The 18020-nt window shown below is 53.3% G+C and carries 17 protein-coding genes; 12 read left to right on the plus strand and 5 right to left on the minus strand.

Going from position 1 to position 18020, the window contains the following annotated elements; all coding sequences use genetic code 11:
* Positions 1-4: 4 nt before the first annotated feature.
* Positions 5-1813: a glutamine--fructose-6-phosphate transaminase (isomerizing) gene (glmS, locus tag ACZ5TN_RS02010; protein WP_464917457.1), complete on the minus strand. Its 1809-nt coding sequence runs from the start codon at positions 1811-1813 to the stop codon at positions 5-7.
* 98 nt (positions 1814-1911) lie between these two features.
* Here glmS and ACZ5TN_RS02015 point away from each other — a divergent pair, with 98 nt between their 5' ends.
* Positions 1912-2106 (plus strand): PCNA-inhibitor, encoded by a 195-nt coding sequence (locus ACZ5TN_RS02015; protein WP_054839820.1) that lies wholly within the window; start codon positions 1912-1914, stop codon positions 2104-2106.
* Here ACZ5TN_RS02015 and ACZ5TN_RS02020 read toward each other — a convergent pair.
* Complete coding sequence (locus ACZ5TN_RS02020) at positions 2101-3252, minus strand: methyltransferase domain-containing protein (RefSeq protein ID WP_464917003.1); 1152 nt, start codon at positions 3250-3252, stop codon at positions 2101-2103. The two genes, ACZ5TN_RS02015 and ACZ5TN_RS02020, sit on opposite strands and share 6 nt — an antisense overlap.
* Positions 3253-3311: 59 nt before the next feature.
* Here ACZ5TN_RS02020 and ACZ5TN_RS02025 point away from each other — a divergent pair, with 59 nt between their 5' ends.
* Positions 3312-4724, plus strand: coding sequence for a dolichyl-phosphate-mannose--protein mannosyltransferase (locus tag ACZ5TN_RS02025; protein WP_464917004.1), 1413 nt, complete (start codon positions 3312-3314; stop codon positions 4722-4724).
* Here ACZ5TN_RS02025 and rnhB read toward each other — a convergent pair.
* The 3 genes from rnhB to ACZ5TN_RS02040 are packed head-to-tail and all read right to left on the minus strand — an operon-like array spanning position 4693 to position 6993.
* Positions 4693-5379 (minus strand): ribonuclease HII, encoded by a 687-nt coding sequence (rnhB, locus tag ACZ5TN_RS02030; RefSeq protein ID WP_464917005.1) that lies wholly within the window; start codon positions 5377-5379, stop codon positions 4693-4695. The genes ACZ5TN_RS02025 and rnhB overlap by 32 nt on opposite strands.
* A 4-nt stretch (positions 5380-5383) precedes the next feature.
* Positions 5384-6205 carry a metal ABC transporter permease gene (locus ACZ5TN_RS02035; protein ID WP_464917006.1) on the minus strand — a complete coding sequence of 274 codons (822 nt, stop codon included), beginning with the start codon at positions 6203-6205 and terminating at the stop codon, positions 5384-5386.
* Positions 6202-6993 carry a metal ABC transporter ATP-binding protein gene (locus ACZ5TN_RS02040; RefSeq protein WP_464917007.1) on the minus strand — a complete coding sequence of 264 codons (792 nt, stop codon included), beginning with the start codon at positions 6991-6993 and terminating at the stop codon, positions 6202-6204. Before ACZ5TN_RS02040 ends, ACZ5TN_RS02035 begins: the two co-directional genes overlap by 4 nt.
* A 177-nt stretch (positions 6994-7170) precedes the next feature.
* On the opposite strand from ACZ5TN_RS02040, the gene eif1A reads away from it, so the two are divergent.
* From eif1A to ACZ5TN_RS02090, 10 genes are read left to right on the plus strand one after another with little or no spacing between them, the layout of a single operon-like run.
* Positions 7171-7524, plus strand: a complete 354-nt coding sequence (gene eif1A, locus ACZ5TN_RS02045; RefSeq protein WP_011249753.1) for a translation initiation factor eIF-1A — start codon at positions 7171-7173, stop codon at positions 7522-7524.
* A 32-nt stretch (positions 7525-7556) separates the two neighbouring features.
* Positions 7557-8333 (plus strand): serine protein kinase RIO, encoded by a 777-nt coding sequence (locus ACZ5TN_RS02050; protein ID WP_464917008.1) that lies wholly within the window; start codon positions 7557-7559, stop codon positions 8331-8333.
* A gap of 4 nt (positions 8334-8337) precedes the next feature.
* Positions 8338-9054 carry a KH domain-containing protein gene (locus ACZ5TN_RS02055; protein WP_464917009.1) on the plus strand — a complete coding sequence of 239 codons (717 nt, stop codon included), beginning with the start codon at positions 8338-8340 and terminating at the stop codon, positions 9052-9054.
* 2 nt (positions 9055-9056) lie between these two features.
* Positions 9057-10760 (plus strand): DNA topoisomerase VI subunit B, encoded by a 1704-nt coding sequence (gene top6B / locus ACZ5TN_RS02060; protein WP_011249750.1) that lies wholly within the window; start codon positions 9057-9059, stop codon positions 10758-10760.
* A complete protein-coding gene (locus ACZ5TN_RS02065) occupies positions 10753-11910 on the plus strand; it encodes a DNA topoisomerase IV subunit A (RefSeq protein WP_011249749.1) in 1158 nt (385 codons plus the stop codon). The genes top6B and ACZ5TN_RS02065 overlap by 8 nt, the downstream gene beginning before the upstream one ends.
* On the plus strand, positions 11907-13151 hold the full coding sequence (locus ACZ5TN_RS02070) for a DUF530 family protein (protein WP_464917010.1): 1245 nt from the start codon (positions 11907-11909) through the stop codon (positions 13149-13151). The genes ACZ5TN_RS02065 and ACZ5TN_RS02070 overlap by 4 nt, the downstream gene beginning before the upstream one ends.
* Before the next feature lie 4 nt (positions 13152-13155).
* A complete protein-coding gene (locus ACZ5TN_RS02075) occupies positions 13156-13575 on the plus strand; it encodes a DUF1699 family protein (protein WP_464917011.1) in 420 nt (139 codons plus the stop codon).
* Positions 13576-13632: 57 nt separating this feature from the next.
* On the plus strand, positions 13633-15744 hold the full coding sequence (locus ACZ5TN_RS02080) for an McrB family protein (protein ID WP_464917012.1): 2112 nt from the start codon (positions 13633-13635) through the stop codon (positions 15742-15744).
* The gene (locus ACZ5TN_RS02085) at positions 15741-17174 is read left to right on the plus strand and encodes an McrC family protein (protein WP_464917013.1); all 1434 of its coding nucleotides are present in this window, start codon (positions 15741-15743) and stop codon (positions 17172-17174) included. The genes ACZ5TN_RS02080 and ACZ5TN_RS02085 overlap by 4 nt, the downstream gene beginning before the upstream one ends.
* Before the next feature lie 33 nt (positions 17175-17207).
* A complete protein-coding gene (locus ACZ5TN_RS02090) occupies positions 17208-18011 on the plus strand; it encodes a GTP cyclohydrolase IV (RefSeq protein ID WP_054839802.1) in 804 nt (267 codons plus the stop codon).
* Positions 18012-18020: the final 9 nt, after the last annotated feature.

Raw genomic sequence — 18020 nt, forward strand, 5'->3', positions numbered from 1 at the left:
CACCTCACTCCACAGTAACTGATTTTGCAAGGTTTCTCGGCTTGTCGGGGTCGTTGCCCCTCAAAACGGCCAGGTGATAGGCAAGGAGCTGGAGCGGAACAACGTAGACGATCGGACTCAACAGCTCATCAACTTCAGGCATCTTCACCAGAACGTCCGAGACCCTGCTTAGCTCTTCCCTATCGGAGAGGGAGATTATCATAGCCCCCCTGGCCTTTGCCTCCTCAATGTTGCTCACCATTTTGTCGAAGACCTTTCCGCTCGGGTTTATTGCAACCACAGGGACACCGTCTTCAAGCAGTGCGAGCGGCCCGTGCTTCAGCTCGCCCGCGCTCAGCCCCTCGGCGTGGATGTAGCTTATCTCCTTGAGCTTGAGTGCTCCTTCGAGGGCCGTTGGGACGCTTATCCCCCTGCCGATGTAGAAGAAGTCCCTCTTGTCCTTGAGCGTTTCGGCGAGCTCCCTAAGAGCCTCGTCGTGTTTTAGGGCGAGTTCAACGAGTTCCGGAACTTTCATAAGCTCATCCTCAAGCTTCTCAAGGTAGTCTTCGCTCGCAGTGCCGAGAACCTTCGCGAGCTCTATTGCGAGCATTGTGAGGACCGTGAGCTGGGTCGTGTAGGTCTTTGTGGCCGCGACCCCGATTTCCGGCCCGGCGTGCGTGTAGAGAGTTAAATCGGCTATCCTCGTTGCCATACTGCCCACAACGTTGACCACTGCGAGAACCTTTGCGCCATTCTTCTTCGCAAGCTTCATTGCCGCTAGGGTGTCTGCCGTCTCACCGCTCTGGGTTATCGCTATGACGAGGGTCTTATCGTCTATCAGATCCTCGAATTCATACCTGAACTCGCTCGCCTCTTCGACGATCGGAACTTTCTTGGCGAGCCTCTGGAAGAGAGACTTCCCAACGAGGGCGGCGTGATAGGAAGTGCCCATGGCCACGAAGATTATTTTATCGTAGTTCGCTATCTCCTCGGCGACGCTCCTGATGATCTCCCTGTTGCCGTGAATGGCGTCTTTGATGGCCCTTGGCTGCTCGTATATCTCCTTCAGCATGAAGTGGGGATAGCCAGCTTTCTCGGCCATCTCCAGCGTCCAGCTTATCTCGTGGACGGGTTTTTCGACGACTTCCCCTGTGTCGATTCTCTTGACGACGTAGGAGTCCTTTGTCAGGATTGCGTACTCGCCGTCATCCAGAAAGATGACCTTATTTGTGTACTCGAGGAAAGCGGGCACGTCGCTCGCCGCGAACATCTCTCCGTTCCCGATACCCAGAACGAGCGGGCTCTCATTCCTAACAACGTAAAGCTTATCGGGCTCATCCGCATAAACTATGGCAAGTGCAAAAGAACCTCTAAGCTTATTCAGTGCCTTTCTAAGGGCCTCCTCAAAGTTTTCAGAGCTCTTCAGCTCCTCTTCAATAAGATGGGCGATAACTTCGGTATCTGTATCACTCCTGAACACGTGTCCCTTCTTGAGGAGCTCCTCCTTCAGCTCAGCAAAATTCTCAATTATACCGTTGTGAACGAGAACGATTTTTCCAGTACAGTCCTTCTGGGGGTGGGCGTTGATGTCGTTCGGGACACCGTGAGTGGCCCAGCGGGTGTGACCGATGCCCCTGTTGCCCTCCATCTCAAGGAAGCCGAGCTTCTCCGTGAGTTTGTCTATCCTCCCAGCCCCTTTTCTAACATCTAGGGTTTCGCCATTTCCTGTCACGACCCCTGCAGAATCATAACCCCTGTACTCGAGCCGTTTGAGACCCTTCACAATGACTTCGCAGGCCTTTCTGTCACCGATGTAACCAATGATGCCGCACATGGCCACCACCTTTACTTCTCAAGCTGATAAGGGGGGAGAGTTAAAAGCTTTCTGGAAAAAAGCATTTATACTTGAAGTCCATCCTTTATCGGATGCCTATGGACAGGAAGCTCGACGAGTTCATCGGCGATGCAACTCCGAAAAAGATTTCCAAAGAAAAGCCAGTTCAGAGGAAGAAGCGGCTTAAACCGACCAGCCTCGACTCGTTTCTGCCTGAAGAACACATAAACTACTTCAGAGACCTCAGAATAGGCTCAAAGAAGATAAGGAACGCGAAAATCGAGGAGTTATAGTTCTTCAGCTATTACCGCCTTTTCTCCCACCTTGAAGACGAAGGCCCTTCTCTCACCCTTTAGGTTCTCCTCGATTTTCTTCCTGATCCTCCAGTACTCGCTTTCGGGGACGCTTATCCTCAGCGTTGCCCTTCCAAAGCCCTCCTTTCTGAGGAAGTCGTTTATCCTAACTGGATGGAATGGGAGAACCCCAACGACGCTGTAAGTCCTCTTGAGGTATGGGCTTTTAATCGGCTCGTCTCCGGTAGCTAGGACTCTCCTCTTTTCCCTGAGCAGCATTCTGGCCTCGACTGGAAGCCTGTGGAAGAGCTCGTTTATTAAATCCGCATAATCGATGCTCTGTGGTATCTCGTAGAGGTAATCGCCCGGCCTATCCGCCCACTCAACGATGTCTTCAAGGGAAGGGTCGCTTTCAAGACGTGCCCCCGCTGGAAGAATGACCGCGCTCCTCTCAGCCCTCGCGAGGGGTTCCGTGTAAAAGGTCAACCTGTTCAGCGCCCCAAAGAGGTCTATGTATTCAAACTCTCCCTTCCATGGGACTTTCTCCCGCTTCATCTGCGGCGGAAGGTCGAAGATAAATGCCCGGGTCTTCTTTTTGTAGGCCTCGTAGATCTTTAGGGGGCTTGGGAGAAGTCCCTCAAGGTCTCTCTCGGGGGCCTCAGGTGGTCTCGCAGGATCGGAGAATACTACCTCCGCATCCACTCTCTCAACGGTTTCTGGCGAGAGAGAATCGGCGTTTATGAACTCGATGTTCGAGACACCGTACTTCTCGGCGTTCCTTCTGGCGAATTCTATCTTGAGCGGATCGATGTCTATTCCGTAGGCTCTCTTTACTTTCATGGCGTAGAAGATGAGCTGTATGCCGATACCGCAGGAAACGTCGGCTATGCTCTTCACATCAAATTCCTTCAGCCTCTCGGCGCGGTATTTGGCGACGACCTCGTGGGTGGCGTAGCGCAGTCCTTCCATGTCCATCCAGAGGTCGCTCCTTGAGAACTTGTCCTTAGCCCTGATTCTGGCCCTGGCTATCTCCGCTATCAGCTCCCAGTCCTTACCAAGCCTGGCGCGGAGCTTTTTCTCGCTATAGCCCCTCTTTATAAGCTCTTCTGCCTCTCTGATCTTCTCCTCTGTGATTCCCTCGAGCATATTGGGAGGTTAAGAGAGAGGCTTAAAAACGTTGCCCGCCATGACCATTGGGGGTTAGAATGGAGCGGGAAAAAATAATCAGGGCGGTGTTTGTTGCGGTTGTTGCCCTTACCATGATCGGAACAATCTGGTATTCGTACAGTTTTGCATCGCGTCCGGACCTGAACGATTACATAGGAGACGAGGTCTGGTACGTTCCAGCGAGCAGAAACCTCCTTCACAGGCTCGGCGTTGACGTCTTCTACATCCACAACGGCTCGTATGGCGTGAACGTTGTATTTTCAAACACGAGTGCAAAGATAAAAAATCTCGCCATGACGGATTGGGTTGCAGGGATCAACGATGCCAGATACAGGATGGAGTACAGAGAGTTTCCCGGAGTCTATTATGAGATACCTGCCGAGAACTACGAAGATTTTCTCCAGAGATTAAAATCAGACCTGCCAGCTGGAAGCTACGATGTAATCCCCGGGTTCAGGTATCCTGACAAGGAGAACATACAGAACTACCTCAACACGGAGCACCCGTTCATGGGGAAGGACATCCTAATGCTCTCCATGCTTCTCCTCGGGGACAGACCAATTGCCTGGAGAATCCCGGGAATAATAGAGTTTGCCCTCATTGAGCTGGCCGTTGTTCTTGCAACGTACAGAATAAGCAAAAGCTATCTTGCGTCCCTTATAGCACTTCTCTTCGTCGCGGCGGATCCGACGCTCCAGGCAACGGCTGTAACTGCGATGCTCGACATCCACGTGGCGTTCTTCGTTGCCCTCTTCGTCCTTGCCGTTGTTTACGGAAGAGAATTATCCTCCGCGGTGTTGCTGGGTCTATCTGGAGCTACAAAGCTCAGCGGAGCCTTTGGATGGCCGGTACTTTTGTGGAAGTCTCTTAAGAGCGAGAACTCCTTTGTCAGGTTCTTTTCAGCGGTTGTTGTAATCCCGGGAATTGCGTTTTTAGTACCCGAAATCCCAGCAATAAAGGCGATGGGGTTCGAGAGGTGGCTCAACGAGTTCCTTGGGAGCTTTAAGTGGCACCTCAGCTACAAAGGTGCGAACCCAAACACATCTCCCTTCTGGGAGTGGTTCGTAAACTACCGTCCGTTCCCGTTCCACTTTAACCCAAACGTCTTCGCATCAACTGACCCCGTGCTCCTTATGGGAATGGTTGTCATGATACTGGCCCTGCCGTGGGTCTACAGGAAAAAGCCGGGAGTTAGCGAGCCCTTCTTTATTTTCTGGAGCACGGTTGGACTCTTCGCCCTCCAATACATCCTCGGAGGAAAAACTCAGTTCAGTTTCTACGCCACGGTCCTCGTCCCGCCTGCGGCGGTCTCAATGGGCGTTTTCCTGAATGAGGTAATAAGATGGGAAGCTTTCATGGAGTCTCTGGCATTTTACAAAGCAAAAATCCTTGAGGTTGCAAGGTTTGCGTCGGAAAGACTTAGGCCTTCCCAAGGTAGAGGTCAAGAGTAGCCTGCCTTTCTTCGGCCTTTTTCTCGCTCTCAACTTTTTCTGCTATCTTCTTCAGCGTCTTCCAGCCCTTCCTAACTATCGGCGGAAACTCACCGTGCTCCCGATAATAGTTCTCAAGAAAAGCCCTCGTTCTTGGGTCGCTTGGGTAGCCAGAGCCTATCTCCCCGTACTCTTCTTTGAGCTTTTCAACCGCCCTGTCCCTTGTAACCTTGGCGAGGATTGAAGCAGCTGAGACGACGGGAAAGATGTCGTCGGCCTTGTGCTTCGCAACGACTTCAGCCTCGAAGTTCAGCCTCTCCCCAAGCTCTCTCGCAAAGCGTTCCTCGTCAACGTCAGCCGCGTCAGCGTAGATTACATCGGGCTTTACCTTGAGCGAGTTCAGGGCCTTCGCGAAGTTCTCAACCTCGAACTCGTTGAGCGTGCCCTCCCTGGAACCAATGACATCGGGAGGCAATTCCAGAATTACATAATCATCTAAAACTCCGAGTATTTCATTGAAAAGCTTCTCCCGTCTCTTTGGTGTCAGTTTTTTAGAGTCCCTGACCTTCAGTTCTTCGAGCTTTGGGAGGCTATTCTCATCCACCACAACCGCCGCTATCACCATTGGTCCGATAACTGGCCCCCTCCCGGCCTCGTCAATGCCCGCTATCTTCATTGGTTCACCTCCTAAATAAGAGTGCACCATAGACAATGCCCAGCATTATCGTGGCTATACCACTTGGGGGTATGGCGGTGAAGTAGGCAAGAACCACTGAGGTAAGCTGGACGGTCAGAGTTAGGAGTAGACTTATTCCGAGAACCTTCCTGAAGTCAGAACTTACCATCAGCGCTATCGCACCAGGAAGGATCGCAACTACCTGGAGAGTTATCAGACCGACGGTCTGGACTATAAGAGCACCGATTACTCCAACGAGCACGTAAAGGATCGTGAGATACACCCTCGCGTTGCCTCCGTAGCTCTCAACGCCTTCCATATCAAAGCTGATGTACAGGAAGTCGCGGTAGAGGAGCAGCAGAACGAAGAACACAACCGACCCACCGACGATAAGAACCGTCAGGTCGTCCAGTGTGACGAGGAATATATCGCCGGTTAGATACGAGACTATGTTCTGGGTCAGCGGGAAGTAGGGTCTCGTAGCCATGACCTTGTAGAGGACACCGAAGCCGAGAACGGTGAGCCCAGCGACGAAGCTGGAAACTATACCGACAGCGGAGTCAGAAGTGAACCCTATCTTCTCCAGCTGGGCTATGAGGATGACCAGGAGCGTTGTCACTACTAAGGCCGTGAGAATGACGAGGCCGTAGTTATTAAGAAGAAGTGCCAGTATCATTCCCAGGACTGCACCGAACAGGAGAGCGTGGAAGAGGGCGTGGGTAAGGAAAGCAAGCCCCTTCGTGTTGATTATCGGGCTTAGAAGTCCGAGAAGGACGCTGACCATTATGCTCGCGAGTAGGGCCCTGATGAGAAACTCTGGTATCATATCCTCTCACCCCCGCGGTGGATGTGGAAGTCTCCGGTTATGCAGTAGACCTTTCCGCCGACCGGGATAACCTTCGCCATCGGGCCGTAGACTGACTTTATAACTCCATCTGTGAGAACTTCCTCAGGCCTGCCGAAGGCTATCAGCCTCCTGTTTATGAGCATCACGAGATCCCCTATCTCGAGGAGCGGGTTAATGTCGTGTGTCGTGATTATCATCGTCACTCCCTTTTCCCGCTTTATCTTATCCAGAACGTTGGCAACCTCTGCCCTCGCGCTTGGGTCGAGTGCCGAAAGCGGCTCGTCAAGTAGGAGCAGCCTTGGATCGCTCATCAGTGCTCTCGCGAGGAGAACCCTCTGTTTCTGCCCGCCAGAGAGCTCGCGGAAGAGCCTGTCTCCGATCCCTCCGAGGCCGACGAACTCCAGGACTTTTTCGGCTTTTTCTATTACCTCTCTGGGTATCCTGAAGTGGACGAAGCCCCTCCTGTAAACACCGCCCATGGCAACGACTTCAAGCGCCGTTAGGGGAACTCTCTCGTTTAGACTCTGGCTTTGGGGAACATAGCCTATAAGCTCTCTCGCCTCGCAGGGTGGTCTCTCAAACACCCTAAGCTCCCCGGTGTATTCCCTGTGAAAGCATGCTATAGTCTTCAGTAGGGTCGTCTTCCCCGCACCGTTTGGCCCGAGGAGGAGCAGTGTTTTTCCTTCCTCCAGGGTGAACGTTACATCGCTCAGAGCGGGCTGCCCGCTGTATAAGATCGTTAAATTCTCGGCTTCAACCGCTTTCATTTTTCCTCCCGTACTCACAATGTCCGGTTCTCTTTTAAACTTTGATGTGTACTAAGTGGACAGGATTGTGAACTCTTTTTGCAAAAATTTTTTAAAGTTCTATCCGTAGGGTCTTTGGAGAATTTTTGCAGGGCTAAGCTTATAAGCCCTAATCACGACTCACGGGAGGTGATGCTCATGGCTGGTAAAAAGAAGAACGACAGGCATGTTGAAGGTGATGAGGTAATTCGCGTTCCCCTTCCAGACAGGAGCAAGGGACAGCTCTTCGGAGTGATCGAGCAGGCCCTCGGAGCAGGATGGATGGACGTCCGCTGTGAGGACGGTAAGGTAAGGAGATGCAGGATCCCTGGCAAGCTCAAGAGGAGAATGTGGATGCGCGTTGGTGATGTGGTTATCGTCCAGCCCTGGCCGGTCCAGAGCGACGAGCGCGGGGACATCGTCTATCGCTACACGAGAACCCAGGTTGACTGGCTCCTGAGGAAGGGTAAGATAACCCAGGACTTCCTCAGCGGCGGCGAGCTCCTCTTCTGAGCCGCTTTTCCATCAATTAGCAGGGATGGACAATGAGGGAAGAGTTCCTTGACAGGGAAATCGAGGAGATGCTCGGCCTCAGGGAGAGAAGAGAGAAGGACAGCGAGCTCTACAAGATAGCCAACGAGGTCTTTGACAGGACGACGAAGGAAACGCTTGCCTACCTCCACAGGAGAGGGAAGATAGAGACCCTCTACGGAGTAATCAGCACGGGGAAAGAGGCCAACGTCTTCGCCGGGCTGGACAGCGAGGGCAAAAGGATAGCGGTCAAGATATACAGGACTTACACCACCGAGTTCAGGCGGATATGGGAGTACCTGGCAGCTGATCCAAGAATCGGATACCTTCCTAAGGACATGAGGAAGCTCGTCTTCGTGTGGACGAGGAGGGAGTTCAAGAACCTCCAGAGGGCGATAAAATATGCCGTCAGGGTTCCAGAGCCAGTAATCTTTAGAAACAACGTCCTCGTTATGGAGTTCGTCGGCGATGAAACCCCAGCTCCACGCCTCAAGGACGTTGAGAAGGAGTTGAGTAAGGAGGATTTTGAGGAGCTTTACGACTTCACGATGGGGGTTATAGAGCGCCTCTGGAAGCGCGGTGACATGGTTCACGGCGACTTGAGCGAGTACAACATACTCCTCCACGACGGCCCGGTGGTGATAGACTGGTCGCAGGCGACTGTGAGAAGAAACAGAATGAGCCTTGAACTCCTGAGGAGGGACATAACCAACGTCTCCAACTACTTCAGGAAGAAGGGCGTTGATGTTGAGGATCCTGAGAAGAAGTTCCGCGAGCTCGTTGAGGGGTGAGATTATGGATGAGTTTGAGAGGCTCCTTAAGAAGTATGAGCGCGTTGATAAGGACGGTAGGGTTGAGAGAGAAGAGGATGAGGAAGAGATCACTTTCACCGCTCTTGGTGAGCAGGAAGAGTTCGTTAAAATCCCGAAGGAGAGGATAGCGGTACTCATCGGGAAGAAAGGGCAGACGAAGAAGGAAATCGAGAGGAGAACCAAGACGAAGATAGAGGTGGACAGTGAGACGGGTGAGGTCTTCATAACAGCGACGGAAGAAACCGACGACCCGCTGGCGGTGTGGAAGGCGAGAGACGTGGTTATGGCCATCGGAAGGGGCTTCTCTCCCGAGAGGGCCTTCAGGCTCTTCAACGAGGGGGAGACCCTTGAGGTGGTGAACCTCACCGACATCGTTGTCGGCAATGAGAAGAACGCCCTGCCGAGGGTCAGGGGCAGAATCATCGGAAGAAAGGGAAGGACGAGGGAAATCATTGAGGAGATGAGCGGTGCTGACATTAGCGTCTATGGAAAGACCGTCGCGATAATCGGGAACCCTATACAGGTTGAAGTTGCCAAAACCGCCGTTGAGAAGCTCGCAAGGGGTTCCCCGCACGGTGTTGTTTACCGCTACCTCGAGCGGAGGAAGAAAGACCTCGAGCTTGAGGCCACAACTTACTATGAGGCCCTCGAGGGCAAACTGCCCGAAGACCTTGATGAATTTGAAGAAGAGGAGGAGTGATTATGGCCGAGGCTAACCAGCTCTTCAAGGAGTTTAAGATTCAGAGCGTCAGCGAGTTCTTCAGGAGAAACGCCGCAATGCTCGGCTACACGGGCAAGGTCCGCTCGCTGACGACCCTTGTCCACGAGGCGGTAACCAACTCCCTCGACGCCTGTGAGGAGGCAGGAATCCCGCCCTACGTTAGAGTTGAAATAGAGGAGCTCGGAAACGAGCACTACAAGGTTGTAGTTGAAGACAACGGGCCTGGAATACCGGAGAAGTACATAACTCACGTCTTCGGAAAGATGCTCGCTGGAACTAAAGCCCACAGGAACATACAGAGCCGCGGTCAGCAGGGTATCGGTATAAGCGGCGCCGTTATGTTCGCCCAGATAACGAGCGGAAAGGCAACGAGGGTAATAACATCAACCGGAAACGACGAGATAATCGAGGCATGGGTTAAGATAGACGTTGACAAGAACGAGGGTAAAATCGTCAAGAAGGAGAAGCATCCAAACCCGAAGGGCTGGCGCGGGACGAGGATAGAGCTCGAAGTTAAGAACGTCAAGTACATGCGCTCCAAGCAGGGTGTCTTCTGGTACCTCAAGCTAACGGCTATAGCCAACCCCCACGCCCACATCGAGCTTATTGAACCGGACGGAAAACTCATAGTCTTTCCGAGGTCGAGCGACTACATCCCGGAACCGCCGGTCGAGATGAAGCCCCACCCGAAGGGAGTCCTCACCGATGACGTTTACAGATTGGCCAAGAAGACGAGGAGGAACACCGTCAGAAGGTTCCTCATCGGCGAGTTCTCGAGGATAAGCGACAAGAAGGTTGATGAACTCATCGAGTACATCGCGGCCCTCAGGCTGATAAAGACGGTGGAGGACAAGAAGCTCCAGGAGCAGTACTACCAAAAGCTTATGGAGGGACACGTCAAGGCCGTTCTCAGGGCATTCAAGGGCTACACCAAGGTGGTCAAGCAGGTCGCCAAGATGATGGAGAAGCCGCCCGAGAAGCTCACCTGGCACGAGGCTGAGGAGATAGTCGAAGCCTTCAAGTACATGAAGTTCTTGGCGCCCCCAACTCATGGCCTAAGGCCCATCGGCGAGGAGAACATCGAGAAGGGCCTTAAGGGAATCCTCAAACCGGAGTTCGTGACAGCTGTCACCAGACCGCCAAAAGTCTACTCAGGTGGTATCCCGTTCCAGGTCGAGGTTGGAATAGCGTACGGCGGCGAGATTCCGGCTGGCTTCGACCTCTACCGCTACGCCAACAGGGTGCCGCTCCTATTCGATGCAGGTTCGTGTGTGACAACCCAGGCGGCCCGCTCTATAGACTGGAAGCGCTATAAAATAGACGACCTTGACAGGGCACCGCTCGTCCTCATGATAAACGTCGTTTCGGTCCACGTTCCTTACACTGGAACAGGAAAGCAGAGCATAGCGAGCGTTGACGAGATTTACAACGAGATACGTTTAGCAATAATGGACGCCGCGAGGAGGCTCCAGACCTACCTGAGCGGCAAGCACAGGAAGCTGGCCCAGGTAAAGAGAAGGAAGACCTTCGAGAAGTACGTCCCTGAGATAGCGAGGGCCTTAAGCATACTGACGGGAGAACCCGAGGAGAAGATTAGGGAGTACTTCATCAGGTTTATCGAGAGCAAGTTTGCAAGCGCGGAGGTTGAAGAGGTAGCAGCCGAGGAGGTGGCCGAGAATGCCTAAGCGCAAAATCCAGAGGGAGAGGCCCAAGGAGAAGTTCTCCTACGACCCCAGGAAAGTCCTGAAGATGCTCGACGAGCACGCAAGGAGGATCCTTGAGGACATCAAAGCAGGCAAAAACCCCCACTTCGACATCCCGATGCGCGGGCTGAGCAACGTATACTTTGATGAAAAGTCGAGGCTCATCAAGATGGGCGACAAGCTCTCGAGGCGCTACTTCCTCAACGTTGCCCATGCGAGAAAGTTCATGCAGACGCTCCTCATAATGGCCTACGTGAAGAGGCTCGTGAGTGAGGGCAAGCACGCGAGCCTTCGTGAAGCCTACTACGCCAACAAGCACACCATTCCTGGAACGAGGGAGAACACCTTCGAAGACCAGAGCGAGAGCGACCCGATCATCGAAGACCTTGAGAGAATGTTCGGCGTTTTGAGGGAGGAGATGCACATAACCGCCGACAGGCGCGGTTACATCTACGGCGACATCGTCATCCGCGATGGGGAAGACGAGTTCAACGCGAGCAGGCTCGGAAGCGGTGGATGGGCCGTTCCAGGAACGGTGGAGCACATCCAGTTCCCGGAGATAAACGTTGACTACGCCTTAGTCGTCGAGACAGCGGCTATGGCCGACCGTCTCATCGAGGAAAAGTTCCCGAAGAGGGAGAACGCCCTCATAATAGCCACACAGGGACAGGCCTCACGTGGTGTCAGGAGACTTATCCACAGACTACACTACGAGGAAGGGTTGCCCATCATTGTCTTCACCGATGGCGACCCCTACGGTTGGTACATATACTCGACCATAAAGCAGGGTTCGATCAACCTCGCCTACCTCAGCGACAAGCTGGCAACTCCTGAATCGAAGTTCGTGGGCATGACCATGGACGACATCAAGAAGTACGGCCTTGAGAACGTCACCGAGAAGCTCAAGGGCATTCCACCGAACAAGAAGGGCGGCCCAACGGGAGACTACAAGAGAATCCTCGAGGAGATGAACTACCCCTGGTTCCAGAACAAGGAGTGGCAGAGACAGCTCCAGCTCGCCCTCAAGTGGGGAGTGAGGATTGAACAGCAGGCTTTAGCCAACAAGTCCCTCGAGTTCGTCGCGAAGGAGTATCTCCCAGAAAAGATAAACAACGGTGATCTCCTGCCATGACGACGACGGAAGAACTCGTCGCCCAGGTCAACAAGATACTGGACGATATAGGCATAGACCTGGGCGAGCTCTTCCAGGACTTTGACCCCGTCAGGTTAGCCCTGACTCTAAACCGCAACCTTTCCCTCCTTGAGGAGCTTGAGGAGGAGCTTGAGCGCAGAGTTGGTGAGGGAGGCCCCTCCGTACCGATGGGAGACAGGAAAAACCGCGATCCACACCTCCAGTGGCTCTACAGAAAGAGGCACTACAGGACGCTCGCCCTGGAGAGGCTCCGCTCGGCGATAACGGCCCACAAAATCGCGTTAGCTATTCTCGACGCCAACTACACCTTCAAGAGGGGGAGCAGTGAGATAAAGGCGACCGAGATAAAGGACGAGAAGGTGAAGGCCACCAGAAAGCCCTACAGCATCGGGAGAGTGGAGATACTGCCTTACCTGGCGTACTCGGGAGACGTCCTCAAGCTCCTCGCCAGGGAGAGCCTCTCCGTGAGGGACGCCTTCAAGGAGATCAAGGGCAGGCTCAGGGAACAGGGAATGGTTAAAACCAGGAGCATAAGGCTTGAGGTGGAGTACTTTGAGAACAACCGCCTGAAAAAGGCCCACGTCAGCCTTCCCGCCGATGCAGACATCGAGGCCGAGCTGAGGAAGCAGTTCGGAAGGCGCTTCCGCTGGAGGGTTCTCAGCCTCGTCAAAACGAGGGGAGTGCTCATAAACAACCACTACACGGTGGACAACCTGGCACTGGCCTATGCCTCATTTAATCCCGAAAAGGGCGCCGAACTGCTGGGACTCGACATATTCCGCTACTACTTCCTCACGTCGCCAGCAGACAGGGAAACCCTCGGAGTTTTCCCGGGGATAAAGAGCTGTCTCGACTGCCACTACTCAATCCTCGACCTGCCCTTTAGGTGGGATCCAAACTTCAAAACAGGCCAGGGAAGCCTCTACATCATAAGAAAGTGCGAGATGGAGGAACAGCTCGTTGGAAGGAAGAAGGACCTCAGCGGGGTTCCCAACTACCTCCTCGGAGGAGTTCTACTCTACGGCATAAGCCACTACGACGAGAAGAAGGTTGCCGAAATACTGGGAATTCCCGAGGACGAGCTTACCGAGGCCATGAAGAAGTTCGTGATATCGGGCCTTGCAAACGTCCTGTTCACCAAGGAAGAGGCGAAGAAGTTTGACAAGTTCATGCCGAAGAGCGACAAGGCCAAGCAGTTCCTCGCCCTGCTCCAGGGGTGATTGAATGAAGGTCAGGGTAAAGGCGAAGACGTACTCAGAACTCATCAGGAAGCTGGATGAGGCCCTGAACGAGGATGTGAGCGAGGTATATGTGAACCTCCGACCAACAAAGGAGGTAGTCGTCAAAATCCTAGAGCGCTCGCCTAACGTCAGGAAAATCACGTGTCCGCCAAGCCTTTACCCTAAGGTGTCTCAAAAAGTCATCATGGCCCTGAATCAGCTTGGGGTGGAGCTTTTGCCAGAGAGCTATCCGAGGGGCAGGCCAAAGAAGTACGATGAGAAAACGATAAAACAGGTCGTTGAATTGGCCCGGAAGGGCGTGCCTATGAAAGAGATCAGCAGAAAGCTCGGAATACCTCTGAGGACTGTCTACTACCTGGCAAATTTGTACACCACTTCTTACTCTTCTTTTCGAGGGGAGTGATTTTCCAAACCACTGAGGGCAGTTATGGTTATATAGGAGTTGCCCCACATTACCTCGGTGGTTCACGTGGGCAGATTTGAGATTTCCGAAAACGCTCTGGAAAAAATAGCTGAAAGCCTCAGGGAAGAATACGAGGGCAGCAACGTTGATTACGTTATAGAGGACATGAGAATTTCAGAGAACGGGGAATACCTCTCGGTACTCATAAGGGACGACTACGACTCCAGGTTTCTCCACATCTTTGATACGAAGGGGAACCCTCTTCTAGGGTGGAAGAGTGGGGTTGGGATTCCCTGCCAGGAGGACGTTGTCGTTTTTCCGGGCGTTGAAAACGTGGCTGTGTTTATGAAGTGCGGTACTGGGGAAATAGCACTCTATCCGTTTCAGGATGAAAACCCAAAAGAGCACGCCCTAAGGGTAACTTTCTCAAGGCTTCCCATCTACGTGAGCCTGACCAACATGGAGAGGGTTGTTATATTTGGCGACATGAGACTCGACTTCAGTGCCCCCGCCGACCTTGAGACAGTCTTCATACCTCGCCTTCAGGGAGGCTACGCCTTTTTCCATGCCATCCATGACACCGAAGATGAAATCTACATACTCCACACCTTCAAAGAGCCCGGGATGAAAAACCCCACCCTCCGGATAGGGAGGATAAACTATCCGCCTCACCCATATTATTCGCCGATTGAATTCTGGGACGGAGTAGAGACGATTTCGGCCCATTCCCCAGCGCCCCCGACAAAAGGCGCAATAGGGGACATCGTACTGAGGGACAACGAGCCAATAGCGGTCCTCGGGACGAAGCTCGGGAAGGAGCTCTACATCCTCACATCCAAGAAAGCGCAGATAATTCCCCTGCCGGGAGAGCTCGTGTTCACGAAGTTCACCGAAAAGGGCCTTTTCCTGCTTATAGGCCAGTTCAGGGGCTATCTGTACGGGGGCTTTGTCACGTACGAAGACCTCCTTCAAAAGGGCTCTCTAAAACTGGATGACATTGTGGACAGAACAGTCTTCGGCAGGTACAACCCAGAAGCCTTTGACCCAAAGTTCTCGGGAATATCTAGGAGCGGAGACGTTCTCGTTCTGGGCAAATCCTCTGGAAAAGTAAGCGCCAGCGGCAGGTTCTACTATTACGTTCGCCCGGATTCGAACTATCTATACTCCTACGTCTCCACGCAGGCCGCCCCTGGGGAGGGGGACATTACTTACGACCAGTTCACCCAGCTTGAGGAGGTTCTCAGAAGATTCGGCGGCGTAATTCTCTACGGACCCCCTGGAACAGGAAAAACGAAGCTTGCCCTGGATCTCTCAAAAGATGCCGATAAGGTTGAGGTCGTTACGTTCCACCAGTCGTACAGCTATGAGGACTTCGTTGAAGGTTTTAGGCCCGTTGAAAAGGAGGGCAAACTGCTCTATGTCGTTGAGGACGGCATTTTAAAGAGGCTTGCAGTCGAGGCGATTTTCCGCGGCCTCCACCCGGACGAGGGAGAGGCCGATTACAAGAAGAAAAAGGAAGCCGTCCTTGAATACCTTCAAACAGGAAAGGGCGAGTTCAAACCCCGCGGGAAGTTCTACCTAATAATAGATGAGATAAACAGGGGAAACATCTCAAGGATCCTCGGTGAGGTCATAACCCTACTCGATCCCGATAAAAGGCTCGGAATGGAGTACGAGACAAAAATAACCCTGCCGTATTCCAGAGAGCCCTTCGCCCTTCCCCCCAACCTCTACATAATTGGAACCATGAACTCCACGGACAGGAGCATAGCTTTCCTGGATATGGCCCTCAGGAGGCGCTTTGCGTTCCTTGAGATACTGCCTCGCCCTGAGGAGCTCGGGGATATCGAAGTCGGCGGTGTAAACCTTCAGCACCTCCTCTCGACGCTCAACAGGGTCATCGAGGAAGAGAGGGGGAAGGACTACACGATAGGCCACGGCTACTTCAGGGAGGTCATAAAGGCTAAGCCGGAGGAGAGGGCAAAGGCACTCAAGGACGTCTTCTACTACAAGATACTCCCTCTTCTCCAGGAATACTTCTACGGCAACTGGGAGGCAATAAGGCGCTCCCTGCCGGGGTTCGGGTTCATAGACGAGAAAGGGCGTATAATCGAGATGGACGACGACGAGTTCATTGAAGCCCTCCGCAAGCTGGTGACAGAGAAATGAGGGACTTCAGAGTCGTAACCCTCTACGAGTTTGAGAACAGGCCCCTCTCAGAACTGAAGAAACTCGGGCTTCAGACAGGGGAAAGAGAACTAATGAAGTTCGCCGAGGCTGTGAATTCCCTCTATGGCGGCGATAGTCCGGTCTTTACAGTCACCTACGATCCGAGAAGGGATGAATACCACCTGAAGACCCATGGGAGTGTGGGATTCGCTTATTACCTGGGCGATGACGGGATTGTGCTTGTGCAGGTACTGCCAAAGCCCTTCAGGTACGACAGGGAGGACGGCCGCTCTCTGCTGTTCTTCCTTCAGCTCTTCAACATGTACTACCAGATGGGTCTTGAGCCGGGCGAAATTAGGGCCTTGGTGTTTGAATACGGCAGGCAGAAGGCGCTGGACGAAATTTTCAAGTATCTCTACGTCCTCATGCTCTCCAGAGCGCTGTCCAGAGGACTCTACTACGAATACGGGGAGATTGAGGAAAGCTCCCAGACCGTCCGCGGCAGAATCCTTGTAAATGAACTCGCCCGGAGGCCAGCATGGAAGGCCGACCTGCCCGTCAGGTACTCATTCCTTCTTGAGGACAATCCCCTCAACAGGGTTCTAAAGGGTGCCCTGGAAGTCGCCGTAAAGTCTGCCCGCCTGAGTGAGACGAGGAAAGTCGGAGGAATACTTCTCGACCTCTTCAGGGACGTGGGTGACCCAAAACCCGGCGACTTCGGGAAAGTTTCCTTCAACCACCTCAACGAGAGGTTCAGAACGGTCTTCAGGCTGGCACGGGTAATGTACTTCGGGCTGGCCGCGGGAGGTTCGAGGAAGTTCCTTCCAGGAGTGTTCATCAGGATGGATGAGCTTTTTGAGACGCTCGTTTACAGGACGCTGAAGACCGTCCTCGACAACGAAGCAGAGGTGAGATTCCAGGTTCAGCTGCCCCACGTCATAAAAAACGCGGGCGAAATCGAGGCTAGATTTGGCGCACTCTTCATGATGGGCAACCCCCTTCCAGACATAGTGGTCAGCACTGACGAAGGAACCTGCGTCGTTGAGGTAAAATACAGAAACCTCTACGTGTATCACAGGGGAGAGAATAGGGCCCATAGAAAACTCGTTAGGAAGAGCGACGAGCTTTATCAGGCCTACACGTACTCCCGCCTTGTCAGCGAGTATTTGGGGGCAAAAAGAGTTCCAGTTCTCCTAGTCTACCCGCGGCTCGAGGGAATTTACAACCACTGGATTCCAAACCTCTTTAGCGCGCGCCCGGAGGATACCTTTGAGTTCTTCGACGGGACGAGGGTGGGGGTCTTCGGGTACGAGCTTTCGATGATAGGGGACGAAATCCTGCTGAGGAAGAACTCGGTAGTTATCGATGAGGACACCGCCGAAAACCTGAAGTCTTTCATCCTCGGCCTCTGCTCTTCGGGAGAGGTTTAAAAACCCGCAGGCCTACTCCAGTCGGGTGAGAGAATGTTCGTCGAGACACAGGAAGAAGTTCCCGAAATCAGAGAGCCTCTAAGAAGGGTCGGCATAACGAACCTAAGGACGGTCGCCAAGATAAACTGGAAGGGAAGGGAGTACACATTCCTTCCGCTCATAGAGGTAACCATAGACGTGCCGGCCGAGAAGAAGGGCATCCACATGAGCAGGCTCGTGGAGAGCATAACAGAAGCTATGAGCGAAGCTGTCGAGGAGGAAGTGGCAAAAGTCCACAGCTCCCTAGAGGAGCTTGGAAAGTCCGTCATAGAGAGGCTCGAAGGAAAACACCCGCATAAGAGGGCGGAGGTCTGGATCAAGACGCACCTCATAATCCCGAGGATCACTCCGGCCAGTAAAAAGACCAGCTACGAACCCTACGACGTCGAGGTCGGCGTCATAAAGAATGAGGACGGCTCCTTCGAGAAGGTTCTCAGGGTGAGGGTGATAGGAAACACGGCCTGTCCGCACGCCATGGCGAACAACAACGGCAAGACCCACATCCAGAGGGCCATCGGCGAGCTGGAGATAAGGGCACCCTTTGAGGAAGAGATTCCACTTGAGGAGATGATAGACGTCGTCGAAAGCTCCTTCAGCCACCCGACCTACACGCTCCTAAAGACTGTGGACGAGAACGCCGTCGTCCAGGGAATGTTCGCCAACCCGAAGTTCGTCGAGGACGTGGCCAGGGAGATATTCGCAAAGGCCAAGGAGCGCTTCAGGGGCAGAATCCACGTGAGGGTCATCAGCAACGAGAGCATCCACAAGCACGACGTCATAGCGGAGACGTGGAGCTGAAGTCCTCTT

Source organism: Thermococcus sp. JCM 11816 (genome assembly GCF_055396515.1).